Genomic DNA, 15160 nt, shown 5'->3' with positions numbered 1-15160 from the left:
GGCCAGTATTCACGCGGCATCGCTGGCGATGCGCTGAGTGCGGCGCAATTCCTGTCAGGGTTGCGTCCATAGGAAAACACTACCTGTAGTGGCTTGTAGGGCACAGACACCCTAGATATAGTGTCTTCCCGTTCGGCAACAACGCCGACGCAAGGCCCGCGAGGCCTTGCCAACCAACAAGAATTGCACAACCGAGAGGAAGCGAATGCAAACTGCACTGAACACCCCGTCGACCCCCCGCGCCGTCCCCGCGACGCCGCAGCAGCAACAAGACACTGCGGGCTCGCCCACCGGTCAGAACCTCGCGCACTACCAGATCATCCGCCGCAACGGCGCCGTCGTTCCCTTCGAGCCGAACAAGATCGCCATCGCCATGATGAAGGCCTTCCTGGCGGTGCACGGCACCCAGGGCGCGGCTTCCGCCAGCGTGCGCGAGACCGTCGACACGCTGACGCAAGGCGTGATCCGCGCCATGGTGCGCTCGCGTCCGGGCGGCGGCACCTTCCACATCGAAGACGTGCAGGACCAGGTCGAGCTCGGCCTGATGCGCGGCGGCCACCATGAAATCGCGCGCGCCTACGTGCTGTACCGCGAACGCCGCACCCAGGAACGTTCGAAGCAAGGCGAGCAGGACGTGCCCGCCGCACCGGCGCTGCACGTGCTCGACAACGGCGAGCGCGTGGCGCTGGACCTGAACGAGCTCAAGGGCCTGATCGAATCGGCCTGCCAGGGCCTGGGCGACAGCATCACCGCCGCCCCCATCGTCGCCGAGACGATGCGCAACCTGTACGACGGCGTGCCGCTGGACGAGGTCTACAAGGCCTCCATCCTGGCCGCCCGCACGCTGATCGAGAAGGACCCCGACTACACCTTCGCCACCGCGCGCCTGCTGCTGCACACGATCTTCAAGGAAATCATCGGCCGCGAAGTGATGCCGGTCGAGCGCGCCACCGCCTACGCCGACTACTTCCCGCAGTTCATCAAGAAGGGCGTCGAGAACGAGCTGCTCGACGAGAAGCTGCTGCAGTACGACCTGCCCCGCCTGGGCGCCGCCCTGAAGGCCGAGCGCGACAACCAGTTCGACTACCTGGGCCTGCAGACGCTGTACGACCGCTACTTCCTGCACGTGCGCAAGACCCGCATCGAACTGCCGCAAGCGTTCTTCATGCGCGTGGCCATGGGCCTGTCGCTGAACGAAATCGACCGCGAAGCCCGCGCCATCGAGTTCTACGAAGTGCTGTCGTCGTTCGACTTCATGTCGAGCACGCCCACCCTGTTCAACGCCGGCACGCTGCGCTCGCAGCTGTCCAGCTGCTACCTGACCACCGTGCCCGACGACCTGGACGGCATCTACGAGTCGATCAAGGAAAACGCGCTGCTCTCGAAGTTCGCCGGCGGCCTGGGCAACGACTGGACCCGCGTGCGCGCACTGGGCAGCCACATCAAGGGCACCAACGGCGAATCGCAAGGCGTGGTGCCGTTCCTGAAGGTGGTGAACGACACGGCCGTGGCCGTGAACCAGGGCGGCAAGCGCAAGGGCGCCGTCTGCACGTACCTGGAAACCTGGCACCTCGACATCGAGGAGTTCCTGGAGCTGCGCAAGAACACCGGCGACGACCGCCGCCGCACGCACGACATGAACACCGCCAACTGGATCCCCGACCTGTTCATGCGCCGCGTGATGGAAAAGGGCACCTGGACGCTGTTCTCGCCCTCCAACGTGCCTGACCTGCACGACCTGTTCGGTGCCGACTTCGAGAAGGCCTACGTCGCCTACGAAGAAAAGGCCGCCCGCGGCGAGATCAAGCCCGCGCGCACCCTCCAGGCCTCGGACCTGTGGCGCAAGATGCTCACGATGCTGTTCGAGACCGGCCACCCCTGGATCACGTTCAAGGACGCCTGCAACGTGCGCTCGCCGCAGCAGCACGCCGGCGTGGTGCACTCGTCGAACCTGTGCACCGAGATCACGCTGAACACCAGCGACACCGAAACCGCCGTGTGCAACCTGGGTTCCGTGAACCTGCTGCAGCACCTGAAGGACGGCAAGGTCGACCAGGAAAAGCTCAAGCGCACCATCTCGACCGCGATGCGCATGCTCGACAACGTGATCGACATCAACTACTACGCCGTGAAGAAGGCGCGCGACTCCAACCTGCGCCACCGTCCGGTCGGCCTGGGCCTGATGGGCTTCCAGGACGCGCTGTACGAACTGCGCATTCCCTACGCCTCGCAGGAAGCCGTTCAGTTCGCCGACGAGTCGATGGAAGCCATCTGCTACCACGCCTACTGGGCCTCGACCGAGCTGGCCAAGGAACGCGGCAAGTACTCCAGCTACAAGGGCTCGCTGTGGGACAAGGGCATCCTGCCGATCGATTCGCTCGACCTGCTCGAGAAGGCCCGCGGCGGCTACGTCGAAGTGGACCGCTCGGCCACCCTCGACTGGGATTCGCTGCGCGCCAAGATCAAGGCCGACGGCATGCGCAATTCGAACTGCGTGGCCATCGCCCCCACGGCGACCATCTCGAACATCATCGGCGTGGACGCCTCGATCGAACCCTGCTTCGGCAACCTGTCGGTCAAGTCGAACCTGTCGGGCGAATTCACCGTCATCAACCACTACCTGGTGCGCGACCTGAAGCGCCTGGGCCTGTGGGACGACGTGATGGTCATGGACCTGAAGCACTTCGACGGTTCGCTGCGTCCCATCGACCGCGTGCCGCAGGACGTGAAGGCGCTGTACGCCACCGCGTTCGAAGTCGAAACCACGTGGCTGGTGGAAGCCGCCGCGCGTCGCCAGAAGTGGATCGACCAGGCGCAGTCGCTGAACATCTACATGGCCGGCGCCTCGGGCAAGAAGCTCGACGACACCTACAAGCTCGCCTGGCTGCGCGGCCTGAAGACCACGTACTACCTGCGCACGCAGAGCGCGACGCACGCTGAAAAGTCGACGGTGCAATCGGGCCGTCTCAACGCGGTGTCGTCGGGCAACGACGCACCCTCGGGCATGAGCGCACTCGAAGCCGCCGCTGCTGCAGCGAAGGCACAGATGAGCGCGATGCCCGCCACCGACATCGCGTTCTGCGGTGTCGACGATCCGACCTGCGAAGCCTGCCAGTGATGTGCAAGTGAAGCGTCAACACACAAGACGCTTCGATCGATCAGCGAGGTGCTCGCACAAGTGAAAAGCGCGCGACGTTCAATCAATCAAGGCATTGACTGACGTCGCGCGATGCATGCGAGCAACATAACAACCCCATAAATGGCGCACGATGTGAACGAGCACTTTGCAACTCACATCGTTGCTCCGATAATTGCGCATTGGATTTTTCTATGTTGACCTGGGACGAAGAAGTCAAGCCCTCCTTACCAAAGGATATGCAACAAGGATTGCAGCAGCACCACGCATCGACCGGCGGTCTTTCCGCTGGCCGCGCGGTAGCCGCTCCGACTTCGTCGCTTGCACAACCCGCCACTGCCACCGCACCGGTGGCCGCCGCTGCAGGCCAGCGCGTCAAGGCTTCCGACAAGCGGATCATCAACGGCCAGACCGACGTCAACCAGCTGGTGCCGTTCAAGTACAAGTGGGCCTGGGAAAAGTACCTCGCCACCTGCGCCAACCACTGGATGCCGCAGGAAGTGAACATGACGCGCGACATCGCGTTGTGGAAAGACCCGAACGGCCTGACCGAAGACGAGCGCCGCATCGTCAAGCGCAACCTCGGCTTCTTCGTGACCGCCGACTCGCTGGCCGCCAACAACATCGTGCTGGGCACCTACCGCCACATCACGGCCCCCGAGTGCCGCCAGTTCCTGCTGCGCCAGGCCTTCGAGGAAGCGATCCACACGCACGCGTACCAGTACATCGTCGAGTCGCTCGGCCTGGACGAGAGCGAGATCTTCAACGCCTACAACGAAGTGCCGTCGATCCGCGAGAAGGACCAGTTCCTGATCCCGTTCATCGACGCCATCAGCGACCCGAACTTCAAGACCGGCACGCACGAGACCGACCAGACGCTGCTCAAGTCGCTCATCGTGTTCGCCTGCCTGATGGAAGGTCTCTTCTTCTACGTCGGCTTCACGCAGATCCTTGCGCTGGGCCGCCAGAACAAGATGACCGGCGCCGCCGAGCAGTACCAGTACATCCTGCGCGACGAGTCGATGCACTGCAATTTCGGCATCGACCTGATCAACCAGCTCAAGCTCGAGAATCCTGGCCTGTGGACCGCAGAGTTCAAGGCCGAGATCAAGGACCTCTTCATGAAGGCCGTCGAGCTCGAATACAAATATGCCGAAGACACCATGCCGCGCGGCGTGCTCGGCATGAACGCCTCCATGTTCAAGGGCTACCTGCGCTACATCGCCAACCGGCGCGCGCAGCAGATCGGCCTCGAAACGCTCTTCCCGAACGAGGAAAACCCGTTCCCCTGGATGAGCGAAATGATTGACCTGAAGAAAGAGCGCAACTTTTTCGAAACCCGCGTGATCGAGTACCAGTCGGGTGGTGCGCTCTCCTGGGATTGAATTTTTCGATACACAACAATTCATGAATTCAAGAATTGCCCTTGCCACCGACTGCGCCAAAGAGCGCGGCATGGACGAGGGCTCAGGTGTTCATGGTGCTGGGGCTCAGATTCCAACGCCATGAATCGCTTCACGCTCCCAACGCGCGTGGAGTGCTTCAATAGGTTGATTTTTTCAACTTGATCAAGGAGAAATAGAAATGGCAACTGCAAAGAAAGCGCCGGCCAAGAAGGCCGCTGCAAAGAAGGCTCCGGCTAAGAAGGCTGTCGCCGCGAAGAAGGCTCCGGCAAAGAAGGTCGCTGCCAAGAAGGCTCCGGCTAAGAAGGCTGTCGCCAAGAAGGTCGTAGCGAAGAAGGCTCCGGCAAAGAAGGTCGCTGCCAAGAAGGTTGCAGCCAAGAAGGTCGTAGCGAAGAAGGCTGCACCGGCGAAGAAGGCCGCTGCCAAGAAGGCTCCGGCAAAGAAGGCCGCCGCCAAGAAGGCCCCTGCCAAGAAGGCCGTAGCGAAGAAGGCGCCTGCCAAGAAGGCTGCTGCCAAGAAGGCCCCTGCGAAGAAGGCTGCCGCCAAGAAGGCCCCTGCCAAGAAGGCCGCGGCCAAGAAAGCCGCGAAAAAGCCCGCTGCCAAGCCTGCCGCTGCTGCCAAGAAGCCTGCTGCCAAAAAGGCCGCCGCGCCTGCGAAGGCTGCCGTAGCGCCTGCCCCTGCGGCGCAAACGACGCTGAATCCCCAGGCAGCCTGGCCGTTTCCGACGGCCAGCAAGCCCTGAGTGAATTCTCAGCGGCCTTGAAAGGCACGAAGCCCGGCACCGCAAGGTGCCGGGCTTTTTTCATGGGCGGCCTGTCATCGCCGAATCGCCGAAGCGATGCGGGCAGGTCGTCAGCGAATCACAGGTCGAGCGTCGCGCGGTCGATCTGGTAGTTCTGCGGTCCACGCTGCGCGATCTTGAGCGCGCCGATGCGGTTGCCGAGCGCTGCGCAGCGCGCCAGCGGCCATTCCTTTTCCAGGCCGTACAGCAGGCCGCCGCGCCATGCGTCGCCGCAGCCCGTGGGCTCGACCACGGCCGTGGGCGTCACGCCGGGCACGTGCTCGCGCTCGCCACCGGCCCACACCTCGCAGCCCTCGGCCGCCAGCGTGACCACGAGGCCGCGCACGCGTTGCGAGATCTCGGCCAGGCTCCAGCCGGTGCGCTGCGACAGCATCTTGCCTTCGTAGTCGTTGACCACGACCCAGCTCGCGAGCTCGATGAAGTGGCGCAGCGCGTCGCCGTCGAACATCGGCAGGCCCTGGCCCGGATCGAACACGAAGGGAATGCCGGCGGCGGCGAACTGCTCGGCGTGCTGCAGCATCGCCTCCCGGCCGTCGGGCGCGATGATGCCGAGCTTGATGTCCTCGCGCGCCACCACCTTCGTGATGTGCGCCTGCTGCATCGCGCCGGGATGGAACGCCGTGATCTGGTTGTTGTCCGTGTCGTTCATGATCATCGCCTGCGCGGTGAAGGTGTCGTCGAGCTGACGCACGAACTCCGTGCTGATGCCCAGCGTGCGCATGCGCTCGGCGTAGTCGGCACCGTCGCTGCCCAGCGTGGCCATCGGCAGCGCCGTGCCGCCCAGTGCGTTGAGGCTGTAGGCGATGTTGCCGGCGCAGCCACCGAAGTCGCGGCGCAGGCCCGGCACCAGGAACGACACATTCAGGATGTGCAGCTGGTCCGGCAGGATCTGGTCGGCGAACCGGCCTTCGAAAGTCATGATGGTGTCGAACGCGAGGGAACCGCAAATCACTGCTGCCATGGGTGGACCGTAGGTTGGATGAGAAAGGAAACGAACGGCGCGCGTGTCGGCGCTCCGCTCAGGGATAGAAAGCTTCGACGCGGTAGCCCGCGATCGGCGGCAGTGCCGCCGCTTCGCTGGCCGACAGGGTCAGTGGCAGCGAGGCCGCGCGGTCGGCACGCGCCGCCAGCACGCCCGGCGCGCCGTAGTCGGCCGGCGTCAGCACGCGCCGCACGACAGCTTGTTCCTGCGTGTCGAGCAGCGACAGCTCGATGGCCGGCATCGCGAGTGGCACGGTCGCCGCATTGCGCAAGGTGAAGCTCAGACGGTAGTCGTTGCCGCCGCTCTTCTCGCGCGCGAAGGCCGCGCCCTCGATCACGATGTCGCCGATCTGGCGCAGCGCCGCAAGCTCGCAACCGGTGTACTGGCACAGCGCCGACAGGGCGGGCCGCAGGTTCGGCTGGCGCGCCACGATGCCGTCGCGCTCGTGGCGAACGATCTGCACGATGAGAACCAACGCTGCGAGCACGGCCAGCAGCACGAGCAGGCGGCGCACGCCCTTGCGCTGCCAGAAGCCGGTGGCTTTTTCGGCCGGCTCGTCTTCTTCGGCGAAGGGATGGTCTTCAGGCGCTTCGAAGGTCGCGGAGAGCGAGAAATCCGGCTCGCCTTCAGCACGGATGCCGGGGCCCGGCAGCGGCGCGGACACCTCTTCGTGTTGCGCGTCGCGGGCCTTGGCGTTCGCGATCTTGGCCGACTTGGCGCGCGCACGGCGCAGCGCCTTCTGGATCAGGAGCTGGTCGTGGTCTTTCTCTTCCTGCTCGCGCTCCGCGGCCGCGCCGTCGTCGTTCTCACCGGTCGCTGCAACCAGCCCGCGCAGCGCTGAGCTGCGCGGCAGGTCGGGCAAGGGCGGCGCAGGCGGCGGCGATGCGGGAGGCGGTGCGCCGAGGTTCAGGTCGATGTTCGGAAACGGCGGCAGCGAACTCGCGGGCGGACGCCATGCGGGTTCGGTGGCATCGAGGTCGGACCAGGGCTCGTCCGCGGCGAGGCCGTGCGCGGGCAGCGTCAGCTCGAAAGGCAGCGGGGACGCAGCCGGCGCGACGTTGGTGGCGGCGGTCGACAGCCCGGCTTCGTCTTGCGGGGCAGGCGATGGCGCCTGCGGCTCGGACTCGTCGTCGAGAAAGTCGGCCTCCTCGACCGCCGGCCGTGCGGCCGCCAGGTCGAGGCGCGCGTCGTCGAAAGACGCCACCAGTGCGGCCATCGACGACATCGGCGAAGCTGCCGGCGTGGGTGCGGGTGCCGGCGCGGCAGGCGCGGACACCGCACCGTCGGGCGCCTCCTGCAGGTCGAGCGTGGCATCGAACACATGGCTGCATCGACCGCAGCGCACCCAGCCGTCCGAGATGCGAAGCTGGTCGCGCACCACCTTGAAGGTGGTGGTGCAGGCGGGGCAACGCGTGACGAGGCTCATGACCGGGCGATTGTAGGGTTGGGCCCTCGCCACGCAGGCAGGTGCCCGGGGCACCCGCGGTGCGAGCGCCCGGCCGCGCGCTTCAGCAGCGCGCGGTCATGAGGATCCAGCCGTCCTCGGTGTCGCTGACTTCGAGCGCGGCGTACGGCGCATAGGCCGCCTTGAGCTCATCGGCCTGGCGCTCGAGGATGCCGGCCAGCACCAGCGAACCGCCGGCGGCCACGTGGCTGCGCAGCAGCGGCGCCAACACCTTGAGCGGCGTCGCGAGGATGTTGGCGAGCACCGTCTGGTACTCGCCCTTCGCCGCTTCGGGCAGGCCTGCGTTGAGTTGCACGCCGTTGGCCTCGGCGTTGAGCCGGGTCGAGGAGACCGCGGCTTCGTCGATGTCGACGGCGTCGATGTTGCGCGCACCGAACTTGGCCGCGCCGATGGCCAGGATGCCGGAGCCGCAGCCGTAGTCGAGCACGCGCTGGTCGGCAAAGGCGCCCTCGCCTTGCGTCGCGATCCAACGCAGGCACATGCGCGTGGTCGGGTGCGTGCCCGTGCCGAAGGCCAGGCCCGGGTCGAGCCGGATCACCTGCTTGGCTTGCGCGGGCGGTTCGTGCCAGGTCGGCACGATCCAGAACTCGGGCGTGATCTCGACCGGTGCGAACTGCGATTGCGTGAGCCGCACCCAGTCCTGATCAGGCACCGGCGCCACGCCGAGCACCGCGCAGCCGTCGAAAAAGTCCTGCAGCGCGAGCACCGAGGCCGCCTCGTTGGCGGCATCTTCATCGGGGAACAGCGCGATCACGCGCGAACGCTGCCAGCCCTCCTTGGGCGGCGGCATGCCGGGCTCGCCGAACAGGGCCTGCTCGGCATCGGTCTGCGCATCGGCGTCTTCGACCGACACGCTCAGCGCATCGAGTGCGTCGAGCGCATCGCCGAGCATTTCGACCCGGTCTTCCGGCGCCATGAGGCGGAGTTCAAACATACAGGGCGTTGCGCGTGGACTCAGCGCTTGTGCGCTGCGAGCCACTCTTCCAGGTAGTGGATGTTCGTGCCGCCGCTCATGAACTTGGCGTCGACCATCAGCTCGCGGTGCAGCGGCATGTTGGTCTGGATGCCTTCGATCACCGTCTCGTTCAGCGCCGTGCGCATGCGCGCCATGGCCTGTTCACGGGTGTCGCCGTACACGATGATCTTGCCGATCATCGAGTCGTAGTTCGGGGGCACGAAGTAGTTGGTGTACACGTGCGAGTCGACGCGCACGCCCGGGCCGCCCGGCGGGTGCCACATGGTGATGCGACCCGGCGACGGCGTGAACTTCCACGGATCTTCGGCGTTGATGCGCACCTCGATGGCGTGGCCGCGCATCTCGATCTGGCGCTGCGTGAACGGCAGCTTCTCGCCGGCGGCGACCATGATCTGCGTCTTCACGATGTCGATGCCGGTGGTGAACTCCGTGACCGGATGCTCCACCTGCACGCGCGTGTTCATCTCGATGAAGTAGAACTCGCCGTTCTCGTACAGGAACTCGAAGGTGCCGGCGCCGCGGTAGCCGATCTTCTTGCAGGCGGTGGCGCAGCGCTCGCCGATCTTCTCGATCAGCTTGCGCGGAATGCCGGGGGCCGGCGATTCCTCGATCACCTTCTGGTGGCGGCGCTGCATGGAGCAGTCGCGCTCGCCTAGGTAGACGGCGTTCTTGTGCTTGTCCGCGAGGATCTGGATTTCGATGTGGCGCGGGTTCTGGAGAAACTTCTCCATGTACACGGCCGGATTGTTGAAGGCCGCGGCGGCTTCCGCCTTGGTCATCTGGATCGCGTTGACCAGCGCCGCCTCGGTGTGCACCACGCGCATGCCGCGGCCACCGCCACCGCCTGCCGCCTTGATGATCACCGGGTAGCCGATCGCACGGGCGATGCGCTTGTTGGTGGCGGCGTCGTCCGACAGTTCGCCTTCCGAGCCGGGCACGCAGGGCACGCCAGCCTTGATCATGGCCTGCTTGGCTGAGACCTTGTCACCCATCGTGCGGATGTTGTCGGGCGTCGGGCCGATGAACTGGAAGCCGCTTTGCTCCACGCGTTCGGCGAAATTGGCGTTCTCGCTCAGGAAACCATAGCCGGGGTGGATGGCTTCGGCGTCGGTCACCTCGGCGGCCGAGATGATGGCCGGCATGTTGAGGTAGCTCAGGCCCGAAGGCGCCGGGCCGATGCACACGGCTTCCTGCGCCAGCTTGACGTACTTGGCTTCGCGATCGGCTTCGGAATAGACCATCACGGCCTTGATGCCCATTTCGCTGCAAGCGCGCTGGATCCGAAGGGCGATCTCCCCCCGGTTTGCAACCAGAATCTTCTTGAACATGCTTACTCGATGATGAACAGCGGCTGGCCGTATTCGACCGCCTGGCCGTTTTCGCCGAGGATCTGCGTGACCGTGCCGGCCTTGTCGGCCTCGATTTCGTTGAGGATCTTCATCGCCTCGATGATGCAGAGCGTGTCGCCCTCGTTCACCTTGCTGCCGACTTCGACGAAGGCCGCGGCGCCCGGGCTGGACGAACGGTAGAAGGTGCCGACCATCGGCGACTTCACGGCATGGCCGCTCGGTGCGGCTTCGACGGCGGGGGCCGCAGCGGCCGGGGCCGCAGCACCGGCCACGGCGGGCGCTGCCACGGCGGGCGCGGCGGCCAGGGTCTGCACGTACTGCACAGGGGCGGCACCGCCACCCTTGACGATGCGGACCTTGCCTTCGGTCTCGGTGATTTCCAGTTCGGAAATATTCGATTCGGACACCAGATCGATCAGTGTCTTGAGTTTGCGCAGATCCATGGGACTCCAGTGCCAGCTTTGCCGGTCTTTAGGAAAGAACTTGACCGAAAACCGTCGATTTTCGGCGTTTGGCGTCTAACGCCAGCTTGTGTATTTAAATTCTAACCGTGAACAAGTTGGCGTCGCCAAGCGTCCAGGTCGGTCGTTTCAAGCTTGCCCATTTTACGAGCCAGCACCGAACCGTCGGCATGGAGCACCAAGGTAAACGGCAGGCCGCCCCCGGTATTGCCCAGATTCTTCACCAGTTCCATGCCCTGCAAGCCGGCCAGCGCGGTCGGGTAGTTGACCGGCGTGCGCTGCAGGAACTTGCGCACAGCGCTGGGTTGGTCGATGGCCAATCCCACCACTTGCCAGCCGTTGGCGCCGTGTTCGCGGAAAAAGGCGTCGATCATCGGCATTTCTTCGACACAGGGCGGGCACCACGTGGCCCAGAAGTTGAGCAGCACGGGCTTGCCGCGCAGGCTCGACAGGGCCAGCTCGCCACCCTCGGGGCGCTCGAAGCGCTGGTCCCAGAACATGGCGGCATCGAGCTTTTCGCCGCCGGTGGCCGCGACGCCGCTGTCATTGCGCTCCCGCCACCAGGCGCCGGCGATGCCGGCCGCGGCAGCGACTGCCGCCACGCCGGCATACAGCATGCCGCGTCGTGTGGGCGTTGAAGTCATTACTGGTCCTTTTCTTGTTCAATGCGTCGGCGCAGCGCGTTCAGGTCGCCGCGCGGCGCGCGCCCCTGGGCGTCGGGCTTGAGGGCGCCGCGCAGGTCGTCGAGGTCGTACACCAGCAGATGCACCCCGATTTCCTCGCCCAGCGCCCGGCTCGGCGCGTGGACGCTGAGGGCTTCGACCTGCTCGCCATGGAAGCCGGTCACCATGCGCGGCTCGTAGTCCACGTGGTGATCGATCAGGGCGATTTCGGCCGACTTGGAATCATCGCAGAACAATTGAATATAAATGTCTGACAAACGCGTGGCCGTGCCGTGCCAGACGGCGCCGCCCACATGCGGCCGGAACACGGCCATGCGCTCCATCCACTCGAGCGCGAGCAGGCGCAGTGCGTGCAGTTCCTGGGGCTGGGTGTCGGCGCAGAAGAGCGCGATGTAGTCGCGCACCTCGGCCTCGACCTCGTCGTTGTTGGGCAGCGCGGTGCGCGTCGGGAGGCCGAGTTCGCGCAGCGCCCGGCGCTTGGCCGGGCCGTACTCGAGCCCCTCCTCGACCACGAGTCGGGCGGCAACGGCGGCGATTTCACGCTTGGACGTGTCCATCGGGGCATTTTGCCCGCTGCGGACGTCCCTCACATGAACATCAGTACGGCGCCCGGGGCGAAGCCGCCGGGGCACCCGCAGCGCCTCCCTAGAATTGGCCGATGCACATTCATATTCTGGGTATCTGCGGCACGTTCATGGGTGGTGTGGCCGCCCTCGCACGCGAAGCAGGCCACCGGGTCACGGGCTGCGACGCGGGCGTGTACCCCCCGATGAGCGACCAGCTGCGCGCGCTCGGCATCGACCTGATCGAAGGCTTCGGCGCCGACCAGCTGGCCCTCGCCCCCGACATGTTCGTGGTCGGCAACGTGGTCTCGCGGGCCCGCCTGCCCGACGGCAGCCCCAAGTTCCCGCTGATGGAGGCCATCCTCGACGCCGGCAAGCCCTACACCAGTGGCCCGCAGTGGCTGGCCGAGCACGTGCTGCAGGGCCGCCATGTGCTGGCCGTGGCCGGCACGCACGGCAAGACGACCACCACCTCGATGCTGGCCTGGGTGCTCGAACAGGGCGGCAAGGCGCCCGGCTTCCTGGTCGGCGGCGTGCCGCTGGACTTCGGCGTGTCGGCCCGCTTGGGCGACGGCCCGGCCTTCGTGATCGAGGCCGACGAGTACGACACCGCCTTCTTCGACAAGCGCAGCAAGTTCGTTCACTACCGGCCGCGCACCGCCGTGCTGAACAACCTGGAGTTCGATCACGCCGACATCTTCGACGATCTGGCCGCCATCGAGCGCCAGTTCCATCATCTCGTGCGCACCGTGCCCGGCACCGGGCGCCTGGTGGTGAACGCCACCGAAGAGAGCCTGCAGCGCGTGCTGGCCCAGGGCTGCTGGAGCGAACTCGCCCGTTTCGGCGACGGCGGCCCGGCCACGGAATGGCAGGCGCGCGGCACGCACGACGCCTTCGACGTGCTGCACCGGGGCGAAGTGGTCGGCCGGGTCGAGTGGGCGCTCTCGGGCCTGCACAACCAGATGAACGCGCTGGCCGCCATCGCGGCGGCGGACCACGTGGGCGTGCCGCCGGCCGATGCGGCCCGCGCACTCGGGCGCTTTCGCAACGTGCGCCGCCGCATGGAGCTGCGCGGCACGGTCGAGGGCCAAGGCGGCGCGATCACCGTCTACGACGACTTCGCGCACCACCCGACCGCGATCCGCACCACGCTCGATGGGCTGCGCAAGAAGCTCGACGACGCCGGCAAGCAAAGTGAGCGCATCCTCGCGGCCTTCGAACCGCGCAGCAACACGATGAAGCTGGGCGTGATGGCCGCGCAGCTGCCGTGGAGCCTGGAATCGGCCGACCTGTCGTTCTGCCACACGGCCGGCCTCGACTGGGACGCGGCCGCCGCGCTGGCACCGATGGGCGCACGCGCCCAAGTCGCCGGCGCCATCGAACCGCTGGTGCAGCAGGTCGTGGCCGCCGCGCGGCCCGGCGATCACATCGTCTGCATGAGCAACGGCGGCTTCGGCGGCGTGCACGAGAAACTCCTGGACGCCCTGCGCGCCGCCCACGCATCATGAACGGCATGCGCGCGCGCGAGCTGATCGACACCCTGAAGCTCCAGCCCCACCCCGAGGGCGGCTGGTACAGCGAGGTGTTCCGGTCGGCCGCGAGCGTGGCGCCCGCCGACGGCCGCGCGCCGCGCAGCGCGCTGACCAGCATCTATTTCCTGCTCGAAGCCCACCAGCATTCGCGCTGGCACCGGGTGCTGTCCGACGAAGTCTGGGTGCACCTGGAAGGCGTGCCGCTGGCGCTGTGGACCTGCGACGCTGCGATGCGGACCGCGCCGGCCCACGTGAAGCTGGGCCCGGTCGATGTGCACGGCACCCGGCCACAGCACGTGGTGCCCGCCGGCCAGTGGCAGGCCGCGCGCCCGATCCAGGGCCACGCGGCGGGCGACTACACGCTGGTCGCCTGCATGGTCGGGCCGGGCTTCGACTTCGCCGACTTCTCGCTGGTGCCGCAGGGCAGCGACGAGGCGGCGTCGATGCGGCACCACTGGCCCGACCTGGCCAGCATGCTCTAACTAACTACGCTTCAGCCCCGGCGCTGCTTGACGGCTTGAGACAGCGTCTCGAGCACCTGCACCGAATCGTCCCAGCCGATGCACGCATCGGTGATGCTCTTGCCGTACTCGAGGCCCGACAGCTGGTCCTTGCCCGGCGTGAACTTCTGGGCGCCCGGCTGCAGGTGGCTTTCGATCATCACGCCGAACACGCGCTTCGAACCGCCGGCGATCTGGCCGGCGATGTCCTTCGCGACGTCGATCTGCTTCTGGTGCTGCTTGGAGCTGTTGGCGTGGCTGCAGTCGACCATGAGCGTGGGCGGCAGCTTGGCGGCTTCGAGGTCCTTGCAGGCCGCTTCGACGCTGGCGGCGTCGTAGTTCGGCGTCTTGCCGCCGCGCAGGATCACGTGGCAGTCGCGGTTGCCGTTGGTCTGCACGATCGCGACCTGGCCGTTCTTGTGCACCGACAGGAAGTGGTGGCCGCGCGCCGCGGCCTGGATGGCGTCGGTGGCGATGCGGATGTTGCCGTCGGTGCCGTTCTTGAAACCGATGGGGGCCGACAGGCCCGAGGCCAGCTCGCGGTGCACCTGGCTTTCGGTGGTGCGCGCACCGATGGCGCCCCAGGCGATCAGGTCGCCGATGTACTGCGGCGAGATCACGTCGAGGAACTCGCTGCCCGCCGGCAGGCCCAGGCGGTTGATGTCGATCAGCAGCTGGCGCGCGATGCGCAGGCCTTCGTCGATGCGGTAGCTCTCGTCCAGGTACGGATCGTTGATGAGCCCCTTCCAGCCGACCGTGGTGCGCGGCTTCTCGAAGTACACGCGCATCACGATTTCCAGCGTGCCGGCGTACTTGTCGCGCTCGGCCTTGAGGCGGCGGGCGTACTCGAGGGCCGCGGCCGGGTCGTGGATCGAACACGGGCCCATGATCACCAGCAGCCGGTCGTCCTTGCCGGCCATGATGTTGTGGATGCCGCGGCGGGTGCCGGTGATCAGCGTTTCGATCGGCGTGCCGCGGATCGGGAAGAAGCGGATCAGATGTTCGGGAGGGGGGAGCACGTTGATGTCCTTGATGCGTTCGTCGTCGGTCTTGCTGGTTTTTTCGACGCTCGCATACCAGCTGTCGCCGGCGGGAGGGGTGTTCGTGCTCATGGTTCTCTTCCTTGTTGGTGTGAATGAAAAATCGTCAGGGCATAAAAAAACCGCCGGGGGCTGGAAGCCACCGGCGGTTCTGGGAGGGTGTTCGTTTGCTTTACGCGCTCGCCTCTCGTCCGCCGGAAACCGGGAACCAAAAGTAGGCAAAAAAGTAAGCGCGGAGGGCGGACATGTGGGCGGAATGTAGCACGGA

The 15160-nt window shown here is 66.2% G+C and carries 13 protein-coding genes; 5 read left to right on the top strand and 8 right to left on the bottom strand.

Going from position 1 to position 15160, the window contains the following annotated elements:
- Positions 1–205 precede the first annotated feature (205 nt).
- The 3 genes from AC1RL8_RS21255 to AC1RL8_RS21245 all read left to right on the top strand — a co-directional run bounded on the left by AC1RL8_RS21255 (position 206) and on the right by AC1RL8_RS21245 (position 5281).
- Positions 206–3118, top strand: a complete 2913-nt coding sequence (locus AC1RL8_RS21255) for a ribonucleoside-diphosphate reductase subunit alpha (RefSeq protein WP_062480342.1) — start codon at positions 206–208, stop codon at positions 3116–3118.
- Between the two features lie 212 nt (positions 3119–3330).
- The gene (locus AC1RL8_RS21250; protein WP_062480340.1) at positions 3331–4521 is read left to right on the top strand and encodes a ribonucleotide-diphosphate reductase subunit beta; all 1191 of its coding nucleotides are present in this window, start codon (positions 3331–3333) and stop codon (positions 4519–4521) included.
- A 199-nt stretch (positions 4522–4720) separates the two neighbouring features.
- The gene (locus AC1RL8_RS21245; protein ID WP_056575601.1) at positions 4721–5281 is read left to right on the top strand and encodes a histone H1-like DNA-binding protein; all 561 of its coding nucleotides are present in this window, start codon (positions 4721–4723) and stop codon (positions 5279–5281) included.
- Positions 5282–5399: 118 nt separating this feature from the next.
- Here AC1RL8_RS21245 and AC1RL8_RS21240 read toward each other — a convergent pair whose 3' ends face one another.
- The 7 genes from AC1RL8_RS21240 to AC1RL8_RS21210 all read right to left on the bottom strand — a co-directional run bounded on the left by AC1RL8_RS21240 (position 5400) and on the right by AC1RL8_RS21210 (position 11814).
- The gene (locus AC1RL8_RS21240) at positions 5400–6302 is read right to left on the bottom strand and encodes a carbohydrate kinase family protein (RefSeq protein ID WP_492686285.1); all 903 of its coding nucleotides are present in this window, start codon (positions 6300–6302) and stop codon (positions 5400–5402) included.
- Between the two features lie 58 nt (positions 6303–6360).
- Positions 6361–7749 (bottom strand): zinc-ribbon and DUF3426 domain-containing protein, encoded by a 1389-nt coding sequence (locus AC1RL8_RS21235; protein ID WP_492686286.1) that lies wholly within the window; start codon positions 7747–7749, stop codon positions 6361–6363.
- Between the two features lie 82 nt (positions 7750–7831).
- Positions 7832–8722, bottom strand: coding sequence for a 50S ribosomal protein L11 methyltransferase (gene prmA, locus AC1RL8_RS21230; RefSeq protein WP_159278547.1), 891 nt, complete (start codon positions 8720–8722; stop codon positions 7832–7834).
- 20 nt (positions 8723–8742) lie between these two features.
- Positions 8743–10092: an acetyl-CoA carboxylase biotin carboxylase subunit gene (gene accC, locus AC1RL8_RS21225; RefSeq protein WP_062480332.1), complete on the bottom strand. Its 1350-nt coding sequence runs from the start codon at positions 10090–10092 to the stop codon at positions 8743–8745.
- A gap of 2 nt (positions 10093–10094) precedes the next feature.
- Positions 10095–10556, bottom strand: a complete 462-nt coding sequence (gene accB, locus AC1RL8_RS21220; protein WP_070060113.1) for an acetyl-CoA carboxylase biotin carboxyl carrier protein — start codon at positions 10554–10556, stop codon at positions 10095–10097.
- A gap of 101 nt (positions 10557–10657) precedes the next feature.
- Entirely contained in the window at positions 10658–11218 is a 561-nt protein-coding gene (locus AC1RL8_RS21215; RefSeq protein ID WP_492686287.1) for a TlpA family protein disulfide reductase, read from the bottom strand.
- Entirely contained in the window at positions 11218–11814 is a 597-nt protein-coding gene (locus AC1RL8_RS21210; RefSeq protein ID WP_101491179.1) for a hypothetical protein, read from the bottom strand. The genes AC1RL8_RS21215 and AC1RL8_RS21210 overlap by 1 nt, the downstream gene beginning before the upstream one ends.
- A 101-nt stretch (positions 11815–11915) precedes the next feature.
- Here AC1RL8_RS21210 and mpl point away from each other — a divergent pair, with 101 nt between their 5' ends.
- Positions 11916–13328 (top strand): UDP-N-acetylmuramate:L-alanyl-gamma-D-glutamyl-meso-diaminopimelate ligase, encoded by a 1413-nt coding sequence (gene mpl / locus AC1RL8_RS21205; protein ID WP_492686288.1) that lies wholly within the window; start codon positions 11916–11918, stop codon positions 13326–13328.
- Positions 13325–13834, top strand: coding sequence for a cupin domain-containing protein (locus AC1RL8_RS21200; RefSeq protein ID WP_369644744.1), 510 nt, complete (start codon positions 13325–13327; stop codon positions 13832–13834). Before mpl ends, AC1RL8_RS21200 begins: the two co-directional genes overlap by 4 nt.
- Before the next feature lie 11 nt (positions 13835–13845).
- Here AC1RL8_RS21200 and AC1RL8_RS21195 read toward each other — a convergent pair whose 3' ends face one another.
- Entirely contained in the window at positions 13846–14964 is a 1119-nt protein-coding gene (locus tag AC1RL8_RS21195) for a 3-deoxy-7-phosphoheptulonate synthase (protein ID WP_095948192.1), read from the bottom strand.
- Between the last annotated feature and the right edge of the window lie 196 nt (positions 14965–15160).

Source organism: Variovorax sp. GW822-FHT04E09, assembly GCF_058800845.1.
This window is presented reverse-complemented; position numbering and strand designations above follow the sequence as displayed.